Annotated in this window: 16 protein-coding genes and 1 other RNA gene; 9 read left to right on the top strand and 8 right to left on the bottom strand. The window is 67.1% G+C overall.

Going from position 1 to position 24006, the window contains the following annotated elements; genetic code table 11:
• Positions 1–97 precede the first annotated feature (97 nt).
• Both rep and EO170_RS06190 read left to right on the top strand, forming a co-directional pair.
• Positions 98–2074, top strand: coding sequence for a DNA helicase Rep (gene rep / locus EO170_RS06195; RefSeq protein ID WP_016904281.1), 1977 nt, complete (start codon positions 98–100; stop codon positions 2072–2074).
• Positions 2075–2137: 63 nt separating this feature from the next.
• Positions 2138–2728 carry a GNAT family N-acetyltransferase gene (locus EO170_RS06190; protein WP_126943358.1) on the top strand — a complete coding sequence of 197 codons (591 nt, stop codon included), beginning with the start codon at positions 2138–2140 and terminating at the stop codon, positions 2726–2728.
• Positions 2729–2732: 4 nt separating this feature from the next.
• Here EO170_RS06190 and EO170_RS06185 read toward each other — a convergent pair.
• A non-coding RNA gene (locus EO170_RS06185) (sX9 sRNA) lies at positions 2733–2808 on the bottom strand.
• A gap of 77 nt (positions 2809–2885) precedes the next feature.
• On the opposite strand from EO170_RS06185, the gene EO170_RS06180 reads away from it, so the two are divergent.
• A complete protein-coding gene (locus EO170_RS06180) occupies positions 2886–3920 on the top strand; it encodes a DUF4272 domain-containing protein (RefSeq protein WP_126943356.1) in 1035 nt (344 codons plus the stop codon).
• Between the two features lie 136 nt (positions 3921–4056).
• Here EO170_RS06180 and EO170_RS06175 read toward each other — a convergent pair whose 3' ends face one another.
• Positions 4057–4725 carry a DUF480 domain-containing protein gene (locus EO170_RS06175; protein ID WP_126943353.1) on the bottom strand — a complete coding sequence of 223 codons (669 nt, stop codon included), beginning with the start codon at positions 4723–4725 and terminating at the stop codon, positions 4057–4059.
• Between the two features lie 294 nt (positions 4726–5019).
• Between EO170_RS06175 and EO170_RS06170 the strand changes: the two genes are divergently transcribed.
• Both EO170_RS06170 and pyrF read left to right on the top strand, forming a co-directional pair.
• Entirely contained in the window at positions 5020–5982 is a 963-nt protein-coding gene (locus EO170_RS06170; RefSeq protein WP_126943390.1) for a 5'-nucleotidase, lipoprotein e(P4) family, read from the top strand.
• The gene (pyrF, locus tag EO170_RS06165) at positions 5979–6704 is read left to right on the top strand and encodes an orotidine-5'-phosphate decarboxylase (RefSeq protein ID WP_016904023.1); all 726 of its coding nucleotides are present in this window, start codon (positions 5979–5981) and stop codon (positions 6702–6704) included. The genes EO170_RS06170 and pyrF overlap by 4 nt, the downstream gene beginning before the upstream one ends.
• A gap of 242 nt (positions 6705–6946) precedes the next feature.
• On the opposite strand, the gene EO170_RS06160 is transcribed toward pyrF, so the two are convergent.
• The 4 genes from EO170_RS06160 to EO170_RS06145 all read right to left on the bottom strand — a co-directional run bounded on the left by EO170_RS06160 (position 6947) and on the right by EO170_RS06145 (position 16141).
• The gene (locus EO170_RS06160; RefSeq protein ID WP_126943350.1) at positions 6947–8467 is read right to left on the bottom strand and encodes a tryptophan halogenase family protein; all 1521 of its coding nucleotides are present in this window, start codon (positions 8465–8467) and stop codon (positions 6947–6949) included.
• 110 nt (positions 8468–8577) lie between these two features.
• Complete coding sequence (locus tag EO170_RS06155) at positions 8578–11610, bottom strand: TonB-dependent receptor (RefSeq protein WP_126943346.1); 3033 nt, start codon at positions 11608–11610, stop codon at positions 8578–8580.
• Between the two features lie 314 nt (positions 11611–11924).
• Positions 11925–14954, bottom strand: coding sequence for a TonB-dependent receptor (locus EO170_RS06150; protein ID WP_126943343.1), 3030 nt, complete (start codon positions 14952–14954; stop codon positions 11925–11927).
• A 134-nt stretch (positions 14955–15088) separates the two neighbouring features.
• Entirely contained in the window at positions 15089–16141 is a 1053-nt protein-coding gene (locus EO170_RS06145) for a LacI family DNA-binding transcriptional regulator (protein ID WP_119129925.1), read from the bottom strand.
• 406 nt (positions 16142–16547) lie between these two features.
• Between EO170_RS06145 and EO170_RS06140 the strand changes: the two genes are divergently transcribed.
• The 3 genes from EO170_RS06140 (at position 16548) to EO170_RS06130 (ending at position 21497) form a co-directional block, all read left to right on the top strand.
• Entirely contained in the window at positions 16548–17525 is a 978-nt protein-coding gene (locus tag EO170_RS06140) for a hypothetical protein (RefSeq protein ID WP_164740929.1), read from the top strand.
• Positions 17525–20194, top strand: coding sequence for a glycerol-3-phosphate 1-O-acyltransferase PlsB (gene plsB / locus EO170_RS06135; protein WP_126943337.1), 2670 nt, complete (start codon positions 17525–17527; stop codon positions 20192–20194). The genes EO170_RS06140 and plsB overlap by 1 nt, the downstream gene beginning before the upstream one ends.
• 322 nt (positions 20195–20516) lie before the next feature.
• Positions 20517–21497, top strand: coding sequence for a zinc-binding dehydrogenase (locus EO170_RS06130; protein ID WP_126943334.1), 981 nt, complete (start codon positions 20517–20519; stop codon positions 21495–21497).
• Positions 21498–21901: 404 nt separating this feature from the next.
• Here the strand turns inward: EO170_RS06130 and EO170_RS06125 are convergent, their stop codons facing one another.
• Positions 21902–22105, bottom strand: a complete 204-nt coding sequence (locus tag EO170_RS06125) for a YdcH family protein (protein ID WP_164738977.1) — start codon at positions 22103–22105, stop codon at positions 21902–21904.
• A 735-nt stretch (positions 22106–22840) separates the two neighbouring features.
• Here EO170_RS06125 and EO170_RS06115 point away from each other — a divergent pair.
• Entirely contained in the window at positions 22841–23194 is a 354-nt protein-coding gene (locus EO170_RS06115; protein WP_126943331.1) for a ribonuclease E inhibitor RraB, read from the top strand.
• Positions 23195–23281: 87 nt separating this feature from the next.
• Here the strand turns inward: EO170_RS06115 and EO170_RS06110 are convergent, their stop codons facing one another.
• Positions 23282–23815, bottom strand: coding sequence for a lipocalin family protein (locus tag EO170_RS06110; RefSeq protein WP_126943328.1), 534 nt, complete (start codon positions 23813–23815; stop codon positions 23282–23284).
• Positions 23816–24006 lie beyond the last annotated feature (191 nt).

Here is a 24006-nt window from a genome sequence, read left to right as displayed (position 1 = left end):
GCCGGGCGGCCGGCGGTGACAGCCATCTGCATGAACCGGCGGCGCAGGCCTGCCCGACGCGGCGCCGGTACAATGGCCCGCTCTGTTGGAAGTCTCTATGCACGGTCTCAATCCCCCGCAAAGCGCCGCAGTGCTGCACTGCGAAGGTCCCCTGTTGGTGCTGGCCGGCGCCGGCAGCGGCAAGACGCGCGTGATCGTGGAGAAGATCGCGCACCTGATCGCCACCGGCCGCTATCCGGCCAAGCGCATCGCCGCGATCACCTTCACCAACAAGTCGGCCAAGGAAATGCGCGAGCGTGTGGCCAAGCGCATCCGTGGCGATGGCGCCGATGGCCTGACCATCTGCACATTCCACGCGCTGGGGTTGAAGTTCCTGCAGATCGAGCACGCCGCTGCCGGCTTGAAGCGCGGCTTTTCGATCTTCGATTCCGACGATGCCGCCGCCCAGATCAAGGACCTGATGCACGGCGCCAAGCCGGATGCGATCGAGGATGCCAAGAACCTGATCTCGCGCGCCAAGAACGCCGGCCTGTCTCCCGAACAGGCGATGGCGGCGGCGCGCAGCAATCGCGAAAAGGAAGCCGCCAGCCTGTACGAGCGCTACCAGGCGCGGCTGACCACGTTCAACGCGGTGGACTTCGACGACCTGATCCGCCTGCCGGTACAGATCCTGGAGGCCAACGAAGAGATCGTACTGGGCTGGCGCGAGCGCATCGGCTATCTGCTGGTGGACGAGTGCCAGGACACCAACGATGCGCAGTACCGGTTGCTGAAAATGCTGGCCGGGCCACGCGGCAACTTCACCTGCGTGGGCGACGACGATCAGAGCATCTACGCCTGGCGTGGCGCCAATCCGGAAAACCTGCAGCAGATGGGGCGCGATTATCCGGCGCTGGAAATCATCAAGCTGGAACAGAACTACCGCTGCTCCAACCGCGTGCTGCGTGCGGCCAATGCCTTGATCGCACACAACCCGCACGAACACTTGAAGACGCTGTGGAGCGACCAGGCCGATGGCGAGCGCATCCGCGTGTGGGAGTGCCGCGACAGCGAGCACGAAGCGGAAAAGGTCGCCGCCGAGATCTCGTTCCTGGGGACCGCCAAGCAGGTGCCGTGGAGCGATTTCTGCATCCTGTTCCGCGGCAATTTTCAATCGCGGCCGCTGGAAAAGGCGCTGCAGCTGCTGCGCGTGCCGTATCACCTGACCGGTGGCACCGCGTTTCTGGAGCGGCAGGAAGTCAAGGACGTGCTGTCGTGGCTGCGGCTGATCGTCAATCCCGACGATGACGCCGCGTTTCTGCGCGCCGTGCAGTCGCCCAAGCGTGAGGTCGGGGCGACCTCGCTGGCACGGTTGGCCGAGCTCGCCAGTGCGAAGTCGGTACCGATGTCGCGCGCGGCCGAGTCGATGGGCGCGCTGCAGCACCTGCCGCCGCGTGCGGCCAATGGCCTGAGTGCGTTCACCGATATCCTGCGCGATATGCGCGAGCATTCGGCCACGCTGCCGGCGGGAGAACTGGTGCGCATGCTGGCCGAAAAATCCGGCCTGCTCAACGACCTGCGCAACCAGTCCAAGGACGACACCGGCTTCCAGCGCCGCAAGCGCAATCTGGACGAGCTGGCCGAGTGGTTCGAAGGCGGCCCACGTGGTGCCAGTGCCAGCGACCTGGCCGCGCAGCTGGCGCTGTTGTCGCGCAACGACAAGGACGACGGCGGCAACCAGGTGCGCATGATGACCATGCACGCGTCCAAGGGGCTGGAATTCCGTTATGTGTTCATCGTTGGCTGCGAAGACGGCGTGCTGCCGCATGAAGTGAGCCTGGAAGAAGGCAACCTGCAGGAAGAACGCCGGCTGCTGTACGTGGGCATCACCCGTGCCAAGGAGCAGCTGTGGATGAGCCACAGCAAGTTGACGCGCAAGTTCGGCGAGCATGTGCGGCTCAAGCCCAGCCGCTTCTTCGACGAGATCCCGGCCGAAGAATTGCAGCGCGATGGCGCCGACCCGGTGGCCGATGCCGAGCGCAAGAAGGAGCGTGCCAGCGCGGGCCTGGCGGCGATCCAGGCGTTGTTCGACTAACGGTTGTTGCGGACTACGCAGGCTTGCCAGCGACACGTCTGCACGGCAGGCTGGGTTGCCCTGATGCCGGAGTGCGCCGTGACCGTCGTGATCGAAACCCCGCGTTTGCGCCTGCGCACGCTCGACCCCGAGCGCGATGCCGATGCGGTGCTGGCATTGGTCAACGACCCCGGTTTCATCGCCGGCATCAACGACCGCGGTGTGCGGACCCGCGAGCAGGCGCGTGATCATCTGCGCGAGTGGGCGCAGTCGCACCAGCAACGCTACGGCTTTGCGCACTGGGCGGTGGAGACGCGCGCCGAGGGCGCCTTTGCCGGCACATTAGGCTTGTTGTGCCGCGATACCTTGCCGGTGCCGCATATCGGCTTTGCACTGCTGCCCGAACATCGCGGCAAGGGGTTTGTGAGCGAAGCCGGGCGCGCGGTGCTGGCGAATGCGCGCGATGTGCTGGGGTTGTCGCAGCTGTGCGCGATCGTGTCGCCAGGCAATGTCGATTCGATCCGCGCGCTGGAAAAACTCGGGCTGCAGCGGCAAGGCCTGCGCGTGTTGAGCCAGGAGGCCGATCCGGTGCTGTATTACACGATCGAGCTGGGCTCCGCCGACATGGACAGCCGGGCAGGCCTGCGGCACCCTGGCGGCGACGCTCACCGCTGAACGCGGCCGGCACAACGTAACGAGCAGTCGTCAGCGCAGCCTGGACGGCGCGGAAGAACTCCGGTGCACACCTGGCACAGGAGACTGCGCGCACCGACCGCAGCTGCCTGGCGATGAGCGCCGTCGTGGTGTCCGTCGCCCCAACCAGGACACGTGCATGCCATTGCTGGTCAACGCCTATTCCACGCTGCGCGAGCCGGTGTGGCCGGATTTCCTGCCGCGCGCCGCCGTGCAGCACCGCGACCACGCCGATCCGGAACTGGCCAATCATCTGCACGGTTTTGTCGGCTACGTGAACCAGGCCGGCGACGGCCAGATGACTCAGCCGCGCTATCACCTGATGCGGCATGTGCAACGGGTACGCCAGCACTTCACGTTCGAGGTCGACGATGCGGCCTTCGGGGAATTGGCGCAGTGGGCCGAGCAAGCCAATGCGGTGTGTTTCCTGGCCGACGGCAGCGTGCGCGATCCGCACGGGCGGGTGCTGATCAGCCAGGGCGAGCCGGCGATCGATGCGCAGGCGCAGGTGCCGTATCCGCCGGATGCCTTGCAGCGGCGTGCGCAGCAACTTGCGCAGCTGACCGCGCAAGGCATCCGCGTGCCACCCGGCCTGCCGCCGGTGCCTGGCGAGGCCGAAGCGCGGGTGCGCGATGCTGCGACGGTGACGCAGCGCATGCTGGGCCTGTTTGCGGTGGCCTTGCGCGCGGAGATGCTGGCCGCCGGCGATACGCCGCCCGCGTTGGAAGAGATGGACGCCCGCCTGCCCGGCGTGGCGGCGGCACTGTCGCCGCAGGAGTGCGCCTTTTTTGCCCAACCCGCGCCGGAGCCGCAGCAGCTCGCCAACTTTGGCTGGCGCTACGAGAGCCTGGCCGTGCTGCAGTGGGCCCTGGGGCTGGCCGAGGCGCTGCCGGAGCCGACCGACCTGTGCGATGTGCCCCTGGCCGCCCAGCGCGCGCTGGAGCATGCCGACGCGGCGACGCGGCCATCGCTGACGCTACGGCCGGTGCCCGAACTGCTGGATGCGCTGGACCGGCACTTGCGCCTGCACTGGGCGGTGCGCCAGGCCGGCCAGAGCGAGCAACCGCCGCCGGGCGGCATCGTGCCGGGCGTGGTCTACGAGCGGCACTACGCCCTCAACTGGCTGCTGCACTTCGAAGACGCCGACTGGGACGAGGTGGATACGCCGACGTAAGCGGGGCCGGGGCGCAACCTGCGCCATCACCGCCTGGCAGGGCCCCTCGTCCGGTAGCCGGGCCGGTCGGTGCGTGCATTGCGATCGGCGTGGGCGGCGACGTGCAGCGGGCATCTCCAGGCGCAGACCGTCGCGCTCAGGCGCCCGCCGCCTCCAGGCGCGCCTGCACCGCGGCCAGCGCCTCCTGCAGCTCGGCGACGGTGGCTTCCAGTGTTTGTACGCGCGCTTCCAGCTCGCTGCTGTCGGCATTGCTGCGGGCGCTGGGGGCAGCGCGCGCGGCCGCAGCCTGCAAGGCCTCCACATCCAGCTCGCCACTGAGCAGATGCGCATAACGCTCTTCGCGCTGGCCGCTGGCGCGCGGCAGTTGCACGGCCAGGCCGCGCTGGATCAGCCGGTCCAGATGGTGGCGCACGTCGTCGGCATCGTTGAAGCGTGTCAGCCGCTCGCTGCGCGCGAACAGCTCGCCCAGCGTCTGCGGGCCGCGCAGCAGCAACAGACCGATCAGGGCGACCTGCTGGCGGGTCAGGTCCAGCACGCTGCCCAGCCGGTGCTCGTAGCGCTCGGCGCGCGAGGAGAACTGCTGGCGCACCAACCCCAGGGTCTCGAGTTGACGCAGGGCGTGATGCACCACGCCGGTCTGCAGGTTCAGCACCGGCTCGCGTGCGGTCTTCTGGTTGGCGGCCACCTGCGCGGCGTTGACCGTGAGCGGATACGCATCCGGCGTGGTCGCCTCCTTTTCGATCAGGCAGCCGAGCACGCGGGCCTGGGCGGTGTCGAGGACGGGCGGGGAAGGTGTCTCTGTCATGGGGGCGACTCCGGGGCAATCAGCGCACAAGGATATGCCGTTCCTGCATCGGCGTTCTTCAGGCTACGATCCCGCCGGCGATGCCGGCACCGGCAGCGGGAGCGAAGAGGCGGTCAGGTGCGGAGGCGGTCGGTTGCCCGCAGCGTGCGCAGGCGCATGCAGCACTCGCGCATCGCCATGAACCCCGCGATCGCGATGTCTTCTTCCATGCGCCTGCGGCACTGCCATCAGCTGGAGCGGGCGGTGCGGCGCGAACCCGCTAAAATCGCGGTCTTCATTGCCGCTCCTGTTCTGGTGGATGCCATGCGCCCCTCGCTTTACGCACCCTTGTCCCTGCTCGCCTGCACCGCGCTGGCCCTGAGCGCCTGCAAGCCCGCCGACAAGGAGCTGGCCCAGCGCGCGCAGGACGCCGCCGTGTCCGCCAATGCGGCCGCCAGCGCCGCCGCCAAGACCACCCCGCAGCCCGCAGCCGCCAGCGCACCGGCCGGCGACGACAACCTCAATGCGGTGCTGTGGATGCAGCGCTCGGAGGAGTACCGCGCGGTGGCCGAGCAGACCTATCGCGCTGCTGCCGACAAGCTGGACGCTGCGCTGAAGCAGCCCAACTGGGATGCGCTGGTGCCCGAGGAGCGCGGCAATGCCGCCAGCGGGCTGAAGCCGGCGGTGGTGCTGGACGTGGACGAAACGGTGCTGGACAACTCGCCCTACCAGGCGCGCCTGCTGCGCGACGGCAAGGAATACGACGAGCTGAGCTGGGACCAGTGGGTGGCGGAGAAGAAGGCCACCGCGATGCCGGGCGTGGTGGACTTCGCCAAGGCCGCCAACGCGCGCGGCATCACCCTGATCTACATCTCCAACCGCGCGGTGCACCTCAAGGACGCCACGCTGGCCAACCTGCGCAGCGTCGGGCTGCCGGTGGCCGACGACAGCGTGTTTCTGGGCCTGGGCACGGTGGTCAAGGGCTGCGAGCAGAACGGCAGCGAGAAGAACTGCCGGCGCCAGCTGGCCGGGCAGACGTACCGCGTGCTGATGCAGTTCGGCGACCAGCTCGGCGACTTCGTGCAGGTCACCGCCAACACCGGCCAGGCGCGGGGCGCACTGCTGCAGCAGTACCACGACTGGTTCGGCGAGCGCTGGTGGATGCTGCCCAACCCCAGTTACGGCGGCTGGGAGCCGGCGCAGTTCAACAACGACTACGGCCAGCCCTGGCAGCAGCGCCACGACGCCAAGCGCGCCGCGCTGGAGGTGGCCCGATGAGCCGCGCACCGCTGCCGCTGGCCGCGCATGAGCGGCTGATCTTCGCGCTGGATGTGCCCGGCCACGACGAGGCGATCGCCTGGGTCGACCGCCTGGGCGAGTCGGTGTCCTTCTACAAGATCGGCATGGAACTGCTGGCCTCCGGTGAGTACTTCCAGGTGCTCGACGCCCTGGCCAGGCGCGACAAGCGCGTGTTCGTGGACCTGAAGTTCTTCGACATCCCCGCCACCGTGGCCGGCACCATCCGCCGCCTGGCGCAGTGGCCGGTGAGCTATTGCACCGTGCACGGCTGGCACGCCGGCATGCTGCAGGCCGCCGCCGAGGCCAACCACGGCGACATGCGCCTGCTGGCGGTGACCGTGCTGACCTCGATGGGGCGGCCGGACCTGGCCGCGATGGGCATCGACCGCGAGCCGGTGGAGGTGGTGGTGGAGCGCGCGCTGGCCGCACAGGCGGCCGGCATCGACGGGGTGATCGCCTCCGGCCAGGAAGCCGGCCCGATCCGCAGCGCCACCGGCGCCGGGTTTTCGATCGTCTGCCCCGGCATCCGCCCCGGCGGCCCGGTCGGCGACGACCAGCAACGCACCGTGGGCGTGGCGCAGGCCTTCAACGATGGCGCCGATGCCATCGTGGTCGGCCGCCCGATCCGCCTGGCCACCGATCCGGCCGCCGCGGCGGCTGCGATCCAGGCCGAGATTCAAGCGGCGGTGGCGCAGCGCTGACGGAGCCTCCGGCGCGCGCCGGCCATGTCTACGCAAGCAAAATCAACAAGTTAAAGCGATAGAATTAAAGTGTTGCTTTAACGTTAAAGCCTGCGTACGATGCCCCTCGTCCGATGTCAGTCGGAAGCTGTGCCACTCATTGTCCACCGGGCTTGTCCCGGTTTTCGAAGGGATCGGGCCTTGTGCCCGATCCTTTTTTTTGCCTGCCGATCGGTGCATGTGGCGATTGCGCCGGGCGTCGCTCAATGCGGTGCAGCCGCCTTGCAGTAGCGATCGATGAACTGCTGGTGGGTGGGCATGACATCCACGCAGTGGCCGATGGTCTGCGCCACGCTGGCCAGGAAGCGTTCGGCGTCGTGATCGGGCACCTGGTCCACCAGCGGGTGGTAACCCTGCGGCAGGATGCCCTGGCCCACCATCACCTGCACCCAGCTGATCTCGGCAAACATCTCCTCGGCATTGCGGTAGAAGCGCCCGCTGTCGCGGAACAGGTCCAGCGTGGTCTGCAGCTCCGGGGTGATCGGCATCGTGCGGCAGTGCCGCCAGAACGCGCTGTCGTCGCGCTCGGTGGCGTGGTAGTGCAGCACCAAAAAATCGCGGATGCGGTCGAACTCGAACGCCAGCCGGTCGTTGTAGCGCTGCACCAGCACCGGGCTGATGCCCTCGCGCGGAAACAGCTCCAGCAGCCGCGAAATGCCGGCCTGGATCAGATGGATGCTGGTCGATTCCAGCGGTTCCAGGAAGCCGCTGGCCAGGCCCAGTGCGACCACATTGCGATTCCAGAACTGCTTGCGCCGCCCGGTGGTGAAGCGCAGCGGGCGCGGGTCGGCCAGCGGCGTGCCCTCCAGGTTGGCGAGCAGGGTGGCGGCGGCTTCGTCGTCGCTGATGTGCGCGCTGGAATACACATAGCCGTTGCCGGTGCGGTGCTGCAGCGGAATGCGCCACTGCCAGCCGGCCGCGCGCGCGGTGGAGCGCGTGTACGGCGTGGGCGGGCCGACGTTTTCGCTCGGCACCGCCAGCGCACGATCGCACGGCAGCCAATGGGTGAAGTCGTGGTAGCCGGTGTGCAAGGCTTCTTCGATCAACAGCCCGCGGAAGCCCGAGCAGTCGATGAACAGGTCGCCGCTGACGACCTGACCGGAGGCCAGCTGCAGCGATTGCACGTGGCCGGTGTCCGCATGCAGCTGCACCTGTTCGACCAGGCCCTCGAGACGGGTGACGCCGCGCTGTTCGGAGTAAGTGCGCAAGAAGCGCGCGTACTGCGTGGCATCGAAGTGGTACGCGTAGGCGATGTTGGCCAGCGGCGAATTGGCCGGCACATCGCCGGCCGAGGTCATGAACTTGCCACGCACCGCGGCCACGGTGTTGAGCGTGTAGGCGCCCAGCGGCTGCGCCTTGCCGCGCGCGTGCTGCTTGATCCAGTACTGGTGGAACGGCAGCAGCCCGAGCGGGTGCCCGATCTGCGTGCCGAAGCCATGGATGTACGAAGTGCCGGGCCGCTGCCAGTCGACGAACTCGATGCCGAGCTTGAAGCTGCCCTGGGTCTGGCGCACGAACTCGGCCTCGTCGATGCCGAGCAGGTTATTGAAGGCCTTGATGTGCGGCACGGTGGCCTCGCCGACACCGACGGTGCCGAGCTGTTCGGATTCGATCAGCTGCACCTTGAAGCCGGGGCCAAGCACGCGCGCGAAGGCCGCGGCCGCCATCCAGCCGGCGGTGCCGCCGCCGACGATGACGATGTTGCGGAGTGGAGCGGGGAGCATGCGGCGTTCGATCCTGTACAAGAGTGGAAACCGCCAACAAGCGAACGGGGCCAGCTGGCCCCGTCCGGATCATCTGCCTGCACAGCGCAGGCAGATGGCGTTGGGCTGCATCAGAACTTGGCGCCCACTTCCAGCACGACACTGCGGGGCACATAGCTGATTTCGCCGTTGTCGACCACGGTGATGTCAGGCTGCAGGCGTCCGTTGCTGCCGAAGCTGTTGTACTGGTACTGGGTGAAGTTCTTGAAGTTGAAGGCGTTGAGCACGTTGATGCGTGCGTTGAGCTTGAAGTCGCCCACCACCGTGAACTCCTTGTTGGCCTGCAGGTCCACGGTGCGGTAGCCCCAGATCTTGCCACCCAGCAGGAACTTGCCATTGCCCGGCGGGGTCACGCCCACGGCCTGGCAGGTGCCGCCATCGGGATCGGTAAAGCCGTAGCAGGCGATCGTGTTGATCGGCTCGGGCGTGGCCAGCACCAACTTGGCGCCGAAGGTCACTCCCCACGGGCCATCGATCGAGCCGGACGCGACGAAGCGATGCGCCGACACGGCATCGGACTTCACGAACGGGTAGTCGCGAATGGTGGCCTTGTCGAACGCGAACGGCTCGTCGATGGTGCGGTTCTGGCGCGCGCTGGTGTGGGTGTAGGACAGGTTCAAGCCCCAGCCCGATTCCTTGGTGTAGGGCTTTTCGGCCGACAGCAACACCTGGCTGCTGCGCTGCTCCAGGCCGTTGTAGCCCAGGATCGTATTGCGGTAGCCCGGCACCGCCTCGCCCCAGGGCACGCTGCCGGTGGCGTCGAAGTACGCACCATCCGGGTAGCGGTTGACCAGGCTCATCACCAGGCCGTCATAGGCCAGCACGCGCTGGAAGGTCACGTCGGTCAACCAGTCGCCGACCTGGTTGCTGATACCGATGCTGTACTGGTCGCTGTACGGGGTCTTGAGCTTGTTCTTGAACATGAAAAGCTCGGAGCTGTCACTGGTGCCATCGATCGTATTGAGCTGATCGATGCCGGTGAAATATGCCGGGTTCCACGCCGTGCACGCACGGTCGTCGCGGAAGCAGCTTTGCCCGCTGGCAGCATCGCTGAAGTACACCACCACCGGTGACAGCGCGGCCTTGACCGATTCCAGTGCGAGCTGCTCGAACAGGTTGCGATCGTAGGAGCGACCGGCGCCGCCATGCAGCACCGCGCTCTCATCGCCGAAGAAGTCATACGAGAAGCCGAAGCGCGGTGCCCAGGCGTCCTTGAAATTCTTGCGGTTGTTGCCGGTGCTGATGTAATCGGCCACGTTGATGCCGCTGGGCAGCAGACGGTTGGCCCACGGTTGACCCGGGTTGTCGGGGTCGTCCGAATACAGCGCATTGATGAACGGCTGCGAGGTCACGAAGTCGGTGTAGGCCGGGGTGTCCTCATAGTCGTAACGCACGCCGATGTTGAGCATCAGCTTGTCGTTCACTGCCCAGTCGTCCTGCAGGTAGATGCCGTACTGCTTGGACGGCGATTCCACCACCGGCACCTGACCGGGATTGTCGAACGCACGGATATAGCGCACCTGGAAGGGAACCGGCGCAACACCGTTCTGACCGACTTCATAGCTGAACTGCGGGTTGAGCGAACTGGACTCGCGCGACGTCAGCTTGATGTCGCGATAGGTCACCCCGGTCTTGATGGTGTGCTCGCCATGCCACTGCAGTGCGTTGAAGGTCAGATCGTTCTGGAACGACCAGCCCTTCTGGCTACGTAGCTTGAAGTCTTCGCCGCTGGCGGCGCCGGTGTTGAGGAAGACCCACTGGCGCGGATCGGCCTGCGTCCGGTCGATGTAGGTATAGATGGAGCCGTTGCCGATGCCGCGCGGTGTCGGCACGTTGCGCGAATCCTCGGTGGTGAGGATGGCTTCGTTGAACCAGCTGTCGGCGCTGTGCTGCCAACGCAGGCTGGTGCGCTTGTCCTTGTTGATCTTGTCCACTGCGCGGACGGGCGCGTTCTGGCCGCCGACGTTGCTGACCTGGGTTTCGTCGCGGTACTGCGTGGCCAGCTCGATGCGGTCGTTATCGGTCGGCTCGAAGTCGATCTTGCCGAAGTACAGGTCTTCGGTGAACGGCATGTTGGACGCACCGTACTGGTCGCGCAGATTGGACGGCAGCAGGCCGACGAACGGCGCCGCTTCGGCGCTTGGCTGCACGCTCTTGGGCGCCACGTTGTCCTTGCCTTCGTAGGCGAAGAAGAAATGCATGCGGTCCTGGATCAGCGGGCCGCCGATCGCAACGCCGTATTCCTTGGTCTGCGAGTCCACCTTTCCATCTTCTTCGTCCGGGCGCTTCTCACGCAGATCCTGATTGGTGAAGCGATAGAACGCCTCGCCATGGAACTCGTTGGTGCCGGACTTGGTGGCCGCGGTGATCGCCGCGCCACTGATCTGGCCGTATTCGGCCTTGTAGTTGGAGGTGATCACCTTGTACTCGCCGATGGCGAGCTGCGGGAACGGATTGCCCTGGGTCTCGTCCTGCCCGGCAATACCGCCACCGGAGACATAGCTCTTCTGGCTCACGCCGTCGATGTACAGGTTGCTGGAACTGGCGTTGGACGCACCGCCACGCAACTTGGTGTTGCCGTCCTGGTCGATGGTGAACACCATGCCCGGCACGGTGTCGGCGAACTCCAGGAAGTTGCGCGTGGCCTGCGGCAGCTGCTGGATCTGCCGCAGCGAAACCGTATTACCCACCTCCGATGTCTTGACGTCGCGGATCATCGGCGCGCTGACCGTCACCGTGTCCAGCGTGGTCGCATCGCCGGCCGGCGCTGCCGCCGCCTCGGTGCCGAGATCGACGGTGGCGCTGGAGGCCACCGACAGGGTCACCGTGCGGCTGACGCCGTTGGATTCGACGGTGTAGGTGCCCGGTTGCAGGCCGACGATGGTGTAGTTGCCGTTCGCATTGACCGGCGCACGTCGCACCGAGCCGGTGGCGACATTGGTGACGACGACCTCGCTGCCGCTCTGCGCGGAAGCGACCTGGCCGCGCAAGGTGGCGTTGCTGGACTGTGCCATGGCCGGGGTGGTGGCGAACAACGAGGCAGCCAGGGCGCAGCACAACAGGCTGCGTGCCGGCAGGGTGGAGACGGTGCGGTGAGTCTTCATGACTTTCCCCCTCCCAGGGGTAAAGCGCGAACCAGTGAAGTGACTGGCGCGTCGAGGTTGGTGCTTGGTGTGGATGGAACGGGTACAGCGGCAACAGACAGCAGGGACGGCAAACACAACAAAAAACGAATCGCCAATGGGAGCGTGCTGGCTGCAGCATCGCGCGCATCGCGCGCCGCGCCACAGCAACACACCGCAATCGGGACGATGCAACAAGCCTGCAGGCGGCCCCTCCCCATTGCCGTGGGGCCGATGCAGCTTGGGCAGCGGGGGTGGCACCGGCGCCGGGACGCCGGATGCCGCCAACGCCGCCGTTACCAGATGATGCGTGCGCTCATGAACAAGGTCCGTGGCGGGGTGGACATCGCGCCGTACTGGTTGATGCTCACGCGCGGGTCGTACACGCCGGCACTGCCCCAGTCGATGCTGTACTGATCGTAGTTGCGGAAGTTCAGCGCATTGATCAGGTCGCCGCGCACCTGCACGGTGACCGCGTCGGTGATATGCATGTCCTTGGACAACGACAGGTCCAGCTGGCGGGTGCCGAAGATGTCGCCGCCGGCGATGAACTTGCCGCCGGGCGCATCCACCGACACCACGCGGATATTGTCCGAACTGGGGCCGCCGTACTGGTCGTAGGAGATCGCCTCGTTGCGTGGCGGCACCGTGGCCAGGGTCAGCTTGGCCGAGCCGCTGATGCCCCAGAACAGGTCGTAGATGCCGGTCAGTACCAGGCGGTGGCGCGGTACTGCATTGAGGTCCAGGAACGGGTAGTCGGCGATGGTGGCCGCATCGAAGCCGTAGCGATCGTCGTTGCCGCGATTGCCGCGTGCACGCGAGAAGGTATACGCCGCGGTCAGGCCCCAGCCGCTTTCCTGCGTATAGGCCTTGTCCGCCGACAGCAGCAGCTGGCCGGTCTTGGTCTCCACACCGTTGTTGCCGATGATCAGGTTGCCGAAGCCCTGGGGCCGTTGCTCGAACGCCTGGGCGCCGTTCTGGAAGAAATCGCCGTTGGCGTAGCGGTTGCCCAGGGTGAAGATGAAGCCGTCCTTGCTGTGGATATAGGACAGCGTGGCCGAGGTGTTCCACTCGCCCAGCTGGGTACGCAGGCCCAATGAATACTGGTCCGCGTACGGCGTCTTCAGATCGTTGTTGAGCAGGTTGATCTCGCCGTTGCGCACGCGCGCATCGACCAGGTTGCCCAGGCTGTCGGGGTTGCTCACATACGCCGGATCGAAGGCGGTGCAGGTGCCCGGCGCCGGGACGCAGTCGGTGGGTCCGGCAAAGCGGATCGTGTACTGCGCCAGCGCGGATTTGATCTGCTCCAGGCCCATCACGTCGAACAGGTTGCGGTCGTAGCTGCGGCCGGCACCGCCGAACAGCACCAGCGACTCGTCGCCGCGGAAGTCGTAGGAAAAGCCCAGGCGCGGTGCGAAGTTGTTGTTGTCCTGCTTGCGATTGCGGCCGTTGCTGATGTAGTCGTTGATGTTCACCCCGCCCTTGGCCAGCTGCTCGGCGTAGGTGGCGCTCACCGCCGGATCGGTGCCGGGGCCGTTCAAGGCCGCCACCACTTCCGGCGGGGTCACGTTGTCCAGGTACGAGGGAATCTTTTCGCCATCCCAGCGCACGCCGAGGTTCAACTGCAGCTTGTCGTTGACGTCCCAATCGTCCTGGATGTACAGGCCCAGCTGCTTGCTGGTGGTGGTCACCGACGGTGCGGCGCCGGCGAACGGCAGGTTGAAGCGCACCTGGTAGGGAACGGCCGAGGTGCCGACGCCATCGCCCACCGCGTAATAGAACGACGGATTGACTGCCGAGTTCTCGCTCTGGGTCAGCTCCACTTCCTTGTACTTCACGCCCATCTTGATGACGTGGTTGCCGTGCCACTCGAGGTTGTTGAAGGTCAGGTCGTTCTGGAAGCTGGGACCCTTCTGGCCCTTGCGCTGGATCGCCAGGCCGCTGGTGGCGCCGTCGTTGAGCAGCACGTCGTCTTCGGCGATGCCGCGCGTGTACACGGTCTGGCTGCCCAAGGTATAGGCGGTGGGATTGAACAGCACGTCCTCGTAGGACACGCGCGCTTCGTTGACGTAGCGCTCGCCGTAATGCTGCCAGCGCAGGTCGAAGCGTTTTTCGGTGTTGAGGTTGATCTTGGAGGCGATCGCGGTGGTCTGGCCGCCAACGCTGTCGCGGCTTTCCTCGTCGCGATACTTGCCGGTGAGTTCCAGACGGTCGTTTTCGCCGATGTCCCAGTCGACCTTGCCGAAGTACAGGTCTTCGTTGAACGGGCGGGTCACCGAGCCCAGCCGGCCCTGCACGCCGGCCGGCAGGTCGTCGCTGAGCGCGCTGAAGCGGTCGGGCACGGCCACCGGATCGGCCGAGACCTCGAAGCCCTTGCCCTCGTAGCTGAAGAAGAAGTGCGCCTTGTCCTGCACGATCGGCCCGCTCAGCGCGAAGCCGTATTCGTCCTGGTGGGTCTTGCGCTTGCTGCCGTCGGCGTTGGGCGCGCCGGCGCGCTCGTCGGGCTGGCGCGCGCGGAAATCGGTGTTGCTGGTGCGCCCGAAGATCTCGCCGTGGAATTCGTTGCCGCCGGACTTGGTCGAGGCCACGATCGCCGCCGAACCGACCTGGTCGAACTCGGCCTTGTAGTTGGAGGTGATGACCTTGTACTCGCCGATGGCCAGCTGCGGGAACGGGTTGCCCGCGCTCTGCTCCTGCCCGGACACGCCGCCGAACAGGTAGCTCTTCTGGCCGACGCCATCGATGTAGACGTTCACCGCCGAGCTGCCCTGCGCGCCGCCGCGGATCTGGCTATTGCCGTTGGAGTTGGTCTCGAACTGCATGCCCGGCACGGTGTCGGCGAACTCCAGGAAGTTGCGCGTCAGCTGCGGCACGGTGCTGATCTGCTTCAGCGACACGTTGGTGCCCACTTCGGACGTCTTGACCTCCTGCAGCGTGGTGGCGGTGACCTGCACCGCATCCAGCGTGGTGGCATCGCCGGCAGGCGCCGCCGCCGCGCCGCCGCCCAGGTTCAAGGTGACCGACGAGGCCACCGACAAGGTCACGGTCTGTTCGCTGCCGGGGCCGGCGTCCACCTTGTAGGTGCCCGGAGGCAGGCCGACCAGCGCGTAGCTGCCGTCGGCGCCGGTGGGCACGCGCCGGACGGCGCCGCTGGCGACATTGGTCGCGGTTACGGTGGTGCCGGCCTGCGCCGCGGCGACCTGGCCGCGCAAGGTGGCGTTGCTGGACTGGGCCATGGCCGGGGTGCTGGCCAGCAACGAGGCGGCAAGGGCGCAGCACAACAGGCTGCGCGCCGGCAGGGTGGAGACAGTGCGGTAATGCTTCATGACTTTCCCCCTCCCAGGGGTAAAGCGCGAACCAGCGAAGTGGCTGGCGCGTCGGTACGGCGTAAAGCGGGACAGCTGGCAACAACGGCAGGGACTGCAAGCGACACACGTTCGGCAAGGCGCGGTGGCGCGTCTCAGGTGGGAGGCGCCGCACGCGGCGCGCTGGATGCGCGCACGATCAGTTCGGGCACCATCTCCGAGAACGCCGGCGGTGCGGCGTCGGGGGGCGGTGCAGGCGCATCGGCCAGTTGCTGGCCCAGCAGCAACTGCAATGCGCGTGCGCCCAGCCCGGCGATATCCACCCGCATGGTGGTCAGTGCCGGCAGCACGTAGCGCGCCATCGGCACGTCGTCGAAGCCGGCCAGCGCGATGTCCTGCGGCACCTTCAGCCCGGCATGGCCAAGCGCGAAGAGGCAGCCCAGCGCCATCATGTCGTTGGCCGCGAACACCGCATCCGGGCGGGTGTCCTGCGCCAGCGTCTGGCCGGCGCGGTAGCCGGACTCTTCGTCGAAGTTGCCCGGCAGCACCCACGGCTGCGCGTCGGCATCCAGCGCCAGCTCGTCGCGGTAGCCGCGCAGACGCTCGTGCGCATCGAAGTTGTCGGCCGGCCCGGCGATGAAGGCGATGCGGCGGTGGCCGCTGTCGCGCAGATGCCGCGTCATCATCCGCGCGCCGCCGTAGTTGTCCACGTTGAGCACCGGGCGCTGGCTGGCGGTGCCGGCGCAGTTGAGCAGCACCGCAGGCAGGCCGCCGGGCAGGGCATCCTCGTGCACGCCGGAGTCGCCCAGCGAGGGCGACATCACCACCACCCCGTCCACGCGCCCGGGCAGGCGTTCCAGCGCCTTGCGCTGCGCCTGCGGGTCGCCGTGCGAGCTGGACACCAGCAGGTGGTAGCCCTGCTCGCGCGCCACCTGGTCGATGCCGCGGATCAATTCGGAAAAGAATTCGCCATGCAGGTCCGGCAGCACCACCCCGATAGTGTGGGTGCGCCGGCTGCTGAGGCTGCGCGCGGCGTGATGCGGGATGTAATGCAGCGCACGGGCCACCTGCAGCACGCGTTCGCGCACCGATTCGGCCACGTGCTGATGCCCGTTCATGGTGCGCGAGACCGTTGCCACCGACACCTGCGCTTCGCGCGCGACGTCCTTGATGGTGACGCTGCCGCCTTCGGAGCGTGGCCGACTCATGGCAAAACCTCCAGGACAACGCGGTTGCCGGCGCGCGCCGGGTAGGGGCGCACGGTCCGCTGGCGCAGAACGTTCGTGTCACACATGCACATGAATGACATCGGCCCCAACCGATGGCGACCTCAGAGCGAGATGGCGCGCACGCTAGCAGGAACTGCAAGCGCTTACATGATGCGCTGCACCATTGCGCAAAATGCACGTGGCACAAGGGCTTGGCGACATCGCCTGGACAAGTTTGTCCGCAAGGGACAACAGCAGTCAATGTCGGACACCGGACGACATCGTGCGTGGAACTACGAAAACCTAACATTTTGTACCGTACCCGGGCGCACGGTTGTCGCGCGCCTTGCCGCCAGTGCGTTCAGCCAGCAAGATGCGCCGATCGATCAGGGGGAACAGCGTGCGCATGTCGCCATCCACCGTCCGCGCCGGCCGGTTCCAGTCCATCGCGTGGGTGCTGCTGGCAGCGCTGTGCGTCAGCAGCTGCCAGCGTACGGACAAGACCGCCGCATTGCCGGGCGCCAGCGCCGAGCCGGCTGCGGCGATGCAGTCGATGACCCTGCCATTGCGGCGCAACGACCTGGTCGCCTATGCGCGGATCCGGGTCACCCCTGCGCAATACACCCGGCTGGAAGCGGCCTGGCGCAGCGGGGCCAGCCGTTGGCCGCTGACCGAGCTGCCGTTGCCCAACGAGGTCGGCAGCCTGCTCGGGACTTTGTCGGCGCCCGGCGCCGAGCGCCAGCTGCAGCAGGCCTTCGATGCGCAGCTGGCCGGCCAGGCGCAGGGCATCCGCCAGGCCGCGCAGTCGCTGGGCCAGTTCGGCGTGCAATACCTGCGCAGCCGCAGCGACTACCAGCCCGAGCAGCGCGCCCACTACGTGCAGCTGGTCGATGCCCTGAGCGCCTGGGCCGCCACGGCGCCGCTGGCCGATCGCGCGCGCGCCAAGGCCAGCATCACCGACCTGGTGACCGCCGCCCGTGCCACCGGCATCGGCTCGGATGCCGATCTGCAGCGGCTGGGGATGGAAGAGAGCCTGCGCCGGCTCGGGCCGTTCTGGGCCGCGGCCAAGCAGGTGCTGGAGCGTTACGGGCTGTCGCTGGACAGCAGCCTGGATGCGCTGCGCACCGGCCTGATCAGCCAGGACGGCGACCGCGCCCAGGTGCGGTTGCGCTATCCGCTGGCCGCGCACGACATCGACCTGAGCATCGCCCTGATCAAGCGCGACGGCCACTGGTACCAGCAGCAGACCCAGGACGAGGTCCAGGCGCTGCTCGACGCCGCGCCGCCGGCCACGCCCGTACCCGATGCCGCGGCGACGCCTGACACCCCGGCGGCCGCGCCCGCCACGCCCGCCGCCACCGGGCAGCGCCCGGCTGGGCGATAATGACCGTGATGCCAGACCAGAATCCCCTGCCGTTCCCGGACGGCCAGCCCGCCCCGCCCAGCGCTGCCGCCGCCGATCTCGGCGCCACGGCCGCCGCATTGCCGACCGCCACACCGGTTCCGCCGGAGGTTGCGCCGTCGATCGCGCCTGCCGTCGCCGCCGCCCGCAACGCCAAGCGCCCGTGGTGGGCGCGCCTGCTCGGCCGGCTCGCCGACCCCTGGCTGAGCCTGACCATCGAACCGGACCAACCCAGCCGCTACGACGACGGCACGCCGGTGGTCTATGTGCTGGAGGACTACGGCCTGTCCAGCGCGCTGATCCTGGACAAGGCCTGCCGCGAAGCGGGGCTGCCCTCGCCGCTGGTGCCGCTGCCGGGCGACCCGCTGCAGCGCAAGCGCGCCTACCTGGCGCTGTCGCGGCGCAGCAGCAGCAACTCGCTGATCCCCGAGCAGCGCGGCGGCAAGACCCATTCCGATTCGCTGGCCAAGCTGCTGCAGGCGCACCGCGTGCGTGCCGACCTGGACGTGCACCTGGTGCCGGTGTCGATCTTCGTCGGCCGCGCGCCGGACAAGCAGAGCGGCTGGTTCGCGGTGCTGTTCTCGGAAAACTGGGCGCTGGTCGGCCGCTTCCGGCGCCTGCTGGCGGTGCTGCTCAACGGGCGCACCACCATCGTGCGCTTCGCCCCGCCGATCTCGCTGCGCCAGACCATGGCCGAGGGCCTGCCGCCCGAGCGCACCCTGCGCAAGCTGCAGCGCGTGTTGCGCACCCACTTCCGGCGCATCCGCGAGGCGGTGATCGGGCCGGACCTGTCCACCCGCCGCCTGCTGGTGGACCAGGTGCTGGCCGCCGACTCGGTGCGCGAGGCCATCGCCACCCAGGCCAAGCGCGACAACTCCAAGCCGGTCGATGCCTGGCGCAAGGCGCACGCCTACGCCTGGGAAATCGCCGCCGACTATTCCAGCCCGGTGGTGCGCTCGGCCAGCTTCCTGCTCACCCACGTGTGGAACCGCATCTACGCCGGCGTGCTGGTGCACCACCTGGACAAGCTCAAGCAGGCCGCGCCCGGGCACGAAGTGGTCTACGTGCCCAGCCACCGCAGCCACATGGATTACCTGCTGCTGAGCTACCTGCTGTACGAACGCGGCATCGTGCCGCCGCACATCGTGGCCGGCATCAACCTCAACCTGCCGGTGGTGGGCACGCTGCTGCGCAAGGGCGGGGCGTTCTTCATCCGCCGCTCCATCAAGGGCAACGCGCTGTATTCGGCGGTGCTGAGCGAATACGTCGCCCAGCTGGTGGCCGGCGGCTATTCGATCGAATACTTCGTCGAAGGCGGGCGCTCGCGCACCGGGCGCCTGCTGCAGCCCAAGGGCGGCATGATCGCGATGACCTTGCGCGCCTACCTGCGCCAGCCGCGCAAGCCGGTGCTGTTCCAGCCGGTCTACATCGGCTACGAGAAGCTGATGGAAGGCAACAGCTACCTGGACGAGCTCACCGGCCGGCCGAAGGAGAAGGAATCCATCTGGGGCCTGCTGTGGTCCATCCCCAAGGTGCTCAAGCAGAACTACGGCCAGGTGGTGGTGAACTTCGGCGAGCCGATCGCGCTCAACGACGTGCTGGCCAGGCACGCGCCCGACTGGGACGGCCAACCGCTGCCCGACGACGAAAAACCCACCTGGCTGGCACCGGCGGTGGACACGCTGTCCACCCAGATCCAGACCCGCATCAACTGCGCCGCCGACGTCAATCCGATCAACCTGCTGGCGCTGGCGCTGCTGTCCACGCCCAAGCATGCGATGGGCGAGGCCGACCTGATCGCGCAGATCGAGTTGTGCAAGAAGCTGCTGGCGGAAATGCCGTACTCGGACCGCGTTACCGTCACCCCGCACACCCCGGCGCGCATCATCACCCACGCCGAAGAGATCAACGTGCTCACGCGCGTGTCGCATCCGCTGGGCGATGTGCTGAGCGTCAGCGGCGACACCGCGGTGTTGCTGAGCTACTTCCGCAACAACGTGCTGCACCTGTTCACCGCGTCCTCGTGGGTGGCCTGCTGCTTCCAGAACAACCGCCGCATGAGCCGCACCGGCCTGATCCGCCTGGGCCGCACGGTGTACCCGTTCCTGCAGGCCGAACTGTTCCTGCCGTGGAGCGAGGACCGCTTTGCCGAGCGCATCGAACAGACCATCGACATGTTCGTGCGCGAGGGCCTGCTGCTCAACGTCACCGACGACGATGGCGGCATCCTGGCGCGCAACACCGGGCAGACCGATGAAGTGTTCCGCCTGCGGGCGATCGGCCATTCGCTGCAGCAGGCCTTCGAGCGCTATTACATCGCCATCTCGGTGCTGGTGAAGAACGGCCCCGGCGTGCTCGGCGCCGGCGAACTGGAAAGCCTGTGCCAGCAGGCCGCGCAACGCCTGAGCCTGTTGTACGCCCCAGCCGCCCCGGAGTTCTTCGACAAGACCCTGTTCCGCAGCTTCATCCAGAAACTGCGCGAGCTGCGCCTGGTGTGGCCGGACGAGAACAGCAAGCTGCTGTTCGACGAGCGCCTGGATGCCTGGGCCAAGGATGCCAAGTTCATCCTTGGCCGCGAACTGCGCCACACCATCGAGCGGGTCAGCCCCGAAGCGGTCAAGCCGGATGTGGTGCTGCCGCCGGCCGAGTAAGGCGGCGGTACAAACGCCATCGTCTCCCTGCGGTAGCTGATGCGGGCAATGGCAGCGCACCTGCAGGGAAGCGCAGATGCGCACGACGCCTCCCTTCTCCCTCCGGGAGAAGGTGCCCGAAGGGTGGATGAGGGCCAGTCAACGCAACCCCCCGGCGCTGCAGCAGACCAGAGTCACTTCTGGCGTCGTCCACTGACGCCCGCAGCTTCACACAACAGTTCCGCCCGTTTCATCCTCCGCTTGCGGCCGTGCCGATAGCATCGCGCCACCTTTCATCACGATCGGGTGCGTTGGACCACTGGCGTGCCCGGCAGGAGATTCCATGCGCGCAGCCATCCACACCCAATTCGGCGACCCTGCCAAGGTGCTCGAACTCGGCCAGCGGCCCACCCCGCAACCCGGCAAGGGCCAGGTGCGCATCGCCATGCGTCGCTCGCCGATCCACAACCACGACCTGTGGACGGTGCGCGGCAATTACGGCTACAAGCCCGAGCTGCCCGCCATCGGCGGCAGCGAAGCGGCCGGCGTGATCGACGCACTCGGCGACGGTGTCGACGGCCTGCAGATCGGCCAGCGCGTGGTCGCCGCCGGCGTGCATGAAAGCTGGGCGGAGTACTTCCTCGCCGATGCCTCTGGCGTGGTGCCGCTGCCCGACGCGCTCGACGACGACCGCGGCTGCCAGCTGATCGCCATGCCGCTGAGCGCCTTGATGCTGATCGAATTCCTGCAGGTCAGAAAAGGCGACTGGATCGTGCAGAACACCGCCAACGGCGCGGTCGGCAAGACCGTGGCCATGCTCGCCGCCGCGCGCGGCATCAACGTGATCAACCTGGTGCGCCGCGATGCCGGCGTGGACGAGTTGAAAGCGCTGGGCATTGGCAATGCAGTCTCCACCGCGCAGGAAGGCTGGCAGGGGACCGCGCGCGCGCTGGCCGGCGACGCGCCCATCGTGCGCGCGATCGACTCGGTTGCCGGCAGCGCGGCCGGCGAGCTGATGGGGCTGCTGGCCGAAGGCGGCGAGCTGGTCTCGTTCGGCTCGATGACCGGCGAGCCGTTGCAGATCTCCAGCGGCGATGTGATCTTCAAGCAGGCCAGCGTGCGCGGCTTCTGGGGCAGCAAGGTCATGGCCGCCACCAAGCCCGAGGACAAGCGCCGCATGATCGGCGAACTGCTCAAGGCCGCCGTCGATGGCTGCCTGGCCCTGCCGGTGGAAGCGGTGTTCGACCTGGAAGACGCCGCCAAGGCCGCCGCAGCCAGCGCCGAGCCGGGCCGCCGCGGCAAGATCCTGCTGCGGGCAGGCTGAGCGCTGCACGCAGGGAGTCTGATTGTCTCGCCTTGGCGCTTCCTTCTCCCGCTGGCGGGGGAGGTGCCCGAAGGGCGCATGCGGGAAACGCAGCGACAGTTGGTCAACGTCTGCGGACTCGCAGTCAGGCGGTTACGTGCGCGCAACGCCACGCCACGGCCGCGCTTGCTCAACCCGCCATGACACGCCGCGTCCCCCATCGCGAATCACATGTCGCGCATTCGCAGCCCCGCCAGCCAATCTGCTTACAGGCACCGTAGAAGCACGCCTGAGCGCGACGGGCCTTCCGGGGGACGCCTCATCGCGCCCAGGTGCGCTCCTACGCAGGGGACTTGGCCCCAAGAGCGGGCACGCCGCGATCAGCGCGCGGGTGTCGACAAGCGAACCCAACTGCAGGCATGGCCTCACGCCGGCTCGTCAGGCACCAGCTCCATCTCCAGCCGCGTGATGCAGTCCTTGAGATGCAGCTTGCGCTTCTTCAAGCGCTTCATCTGCAGCTCGTCCTCCAGGTTCGCGGGCACGCGCTGGATCTCCTCGTCCAACGCGCGGTGGGCGCGTCGCAACTCGGCGATCTGCTCGGCGATCTCGGCGGGTGAGAGGGTTTCCACGGCTCCGAGCATACACAACCGCGGCCCGGTCGCGTCACCTGCTTGCCAGGCAGCTTGAGGCTGCGACAACGCCGGCGCGCCGCCGGGGAAGCGGGCGGCGCACCCGATCCCCTCATTGCCGCGCGGCCACGTCCGTCGAGAAAGGAGCCTTACGATGCGCCTGCGGTCTTCCCTGCCGGCCCTGAGACTGCTCGCCGCCGCCAACCCGGCCAGCGCCGCCAACAACGCAATGTCTGACAATTTCGACCTTGTGGATAAGGCAGCGGTGCGCCTATCGTCCACAAGCTGATGAAAGGTCTGGTAACAAGGCAGGATGATGTCACGCCCACGATGTGGAGCGTGGTCAGAGACGTCACAAGCAGTGGCGACCGGAGGACATGCCCCAACCACATGGAGTTTTCACCATTGTCTGAAGTGACCTGTGATCAGCATTGATGCTCCGTCGGTTGCTCTGGATGGCGCCCACTCTGCATGCGGTTGCATGGTCACTACGCGACTCCAGTCGCGCGTCTAATTGGATTCGGGTGCTGAAGCCGGCGGCCAGACGACGGGTCTTGCTGCCCCCGCCCTACCTGCGATAACCGCGCTGCTCAGCGAGCCTCCTGCTCTGCCTGAGTACCTGCTCTCCAGTGCCGCTGGCGGCGCGCCATTGCTACGTCGCGTATGAATACCTGGTAAGAGCCAGGCGCTAGAATTCCTCCTCGGCCAATTGGCCGCAAAAAAATCCAAACCCCCATGCAACGACATCCGGACCTGTATCCCAACGACGACAACGGCGACACTCTCTGGCACATCGCCCAGCAAGGGGTGGATCTATCCAAGCCACGTGAGATTGCGTTCTCCGTGGTCTTCCCCACGAAGGAGTCGGCACTGGAGTTCTCGGTGACGCTGCTGCGCTTCGAGCAGAAGGTGCGTTGCTGCCACTACCCGGACAACACGGCGTTTCCGATGGACGTAACGGTGTATCCGACCATGATCCCAACGTACAAGGCGATTTCGGCGTTCGAGGAAGAGCTGGCAGCCGAAGCCAAGCCCTTGGGTGGCTTGAATGACGGGTGGGAATTTTCCGTGGATGACAAGGACGTCTGACGCGCGCGGCGCGTAAGCGCCTGCGATGCGGTCACTGCGTCGCTGAGCGCGGTCGCAGTTTTGTTACCGCAGCGGCGCTTTACCGCGTCAGCGCTGCGACTGCGGGACGCGGCGCAGCTGCGAGACGTCGTAGCCCATGGCGGCGATACGTTGGACGGCCTGCTGATAGTCGGCCTCGGAGACCTGCGGCGTGCGCGCCATATACCAGACGTAATCGCGCTTGCTGCGTGCCACGATGGTCTGCGTGTACTCCGCATCGCGCCAGGCAATCACGTATTCGGCCTTGAGCGGCCAGAAGAACTGCATGCTCCACAGCGCGCCATTGCCCTCCTTCGCCACCCGGCCGATCGGATGCATGGACTTGAGCGGTGCCTCGAAACTTCCCTTGCGGTAGGTAAACGTGGTCTGGATGCGGCCGTCCGGGCGCAGTGCATAGCTCTCCACCGCATCGTAGGCCTTGCGCTCGGGCCGGGTGGGAATGTGCGCGATCACGTACCAGTCGCCCATGAAGCGCGGCACGTCCACGCTGTCTGCGCGCGGCAAGGCGGAACGCGACTCACCGCCGCTGGCACTTCCGTGGGCCGCGAGCGTCAGTAACAACAGCATCGAACCATGTCGCATGACAATCTCCACCTGAAAGAAACACGTACATGCCCTACGGAGTTGCCATGCGTGCGGATGCAACCCCATGCGATGCAGTTCCGCACTGGCGCACGCCGGCCTGCCGTGCCAATGAGGCGACGGTAACGTCCAACATGTCATGGCCGCGTTGAAGAGCGAGGCCGACGCGTCGCGCACGCCAGGAGATGCTC

The sequence above is a fragment of the Xanthomonas sp. BRIP62409 genome (assembly GCF_003992965.1).
Classification (GTDB): Bacteria; Pseudomonadota; Gammaproteobacteria; order Xanthomonadales; family Xanthomonadaceae; genus Xanthomonas; species Xanthomonas euroxanthea.
The sequence above is the reverse complement of the archived record's forward strand: the minus strand, read 5'-3'. Positions and strand labels throughout refer to the sequence as shown.

Bases quoted from the DNA above. Each gene is read 5' to 3' on its own strand.
- rep (WP_016904281.1), top strand. From the start codon at position 98: ATGCACGGTCTCAATCCCCCGCAAAGCGCCGCAGTGCTGCACTGCGAA.
- EO170_RS06190 (WP_126943358.1), top strand. From the start codon at position 2,138: ATGCCGGAGTGCGCCGTGACCGTCGTGATCGAAACCCCGCGTTTGCGC.
- EO170_RS06180 (WP_126943356.1), top strand. From the start codon at position 2,886: ATGCCATTGCTGGTCAACGCCTATTCCACGCTGCGCGAGCCGGTGTGG.
- EO170_RS06175 (WP_126943353.1), bottom strand. From the start codon at position 4,725: ATGACAGAGACACCTTCCCCGCCCGTCCTCGACACCGCCCAGGCCCGC.
- pyrF (WP_016904023.1), top strand. From the start codon at position 5,979: ATGAGCCGCGCACCGCTGCCGCTGGCCGCGCATGAGCGGCTGATCTTC.
- EO170_RS06160 (WP_126943350.1), bottom strand. From the start codon at position 8,467: ATGCTCCCCGCTCCACTCCGCAACATCGTCATCGTCGGCGGCGGCACC.
- EO170_RS06155 (WP_126943346.1), bottom strand. From the start codon at position 11,610: ATGAAGACTCACCGCACCGTCTCCACCCTGCCGGCACGCAGCCTGTTG.
- EO170_RS06150 (WP_126943343.1), bottom strand. From the start codon at position 14,954: ATGAAGCATTACCGCACTGTCTCCACCCTGCCGGCGCGCAGCCTGTTG.
- EO170_RS06145 (WP_119129925.1), bottom strand. From the start codon at position 16,141: ATGAGTCGGCCACGCTCCGAAGGCGGCAGCGTCACCATCAAGGACGTC.
- EO170_RS06140 (WP_164740929.1), top strand. From the start codon at position 16,548: ATGTCGCCATCCACCGTCCGCGCCGGCCGGTTCCAGTCCATCGCGTGG.
- plsB (WP_126943337.1), top strand. From the start codon at position 17,525: ATGACCGTGATGCCAGACCAGAATCCCCTGCCGTTCCCGGACGGCCAG.
- EO170_RS06130 (WP_126943334.1), top strand. From the start codon at position 20,517: ATGCGCGCAGCCATCCACACCCAATTCGGCGACCCTGCCAAGGTGCTC.
- EO170_RS06115 (WP_126943331.1), top strand. From the start codon at position 22,841: ATGCAACGACATCCGGACCTGTATCCCAACGACGACAACGGCGACACT.
- EO170_RS06110 (WP_126943328.1), bottom strand. From the start codon at position 23,815: ATGCGACATGGTTCGATGCTGTTGTTACTGACGCTCGCGGCCCACGGA.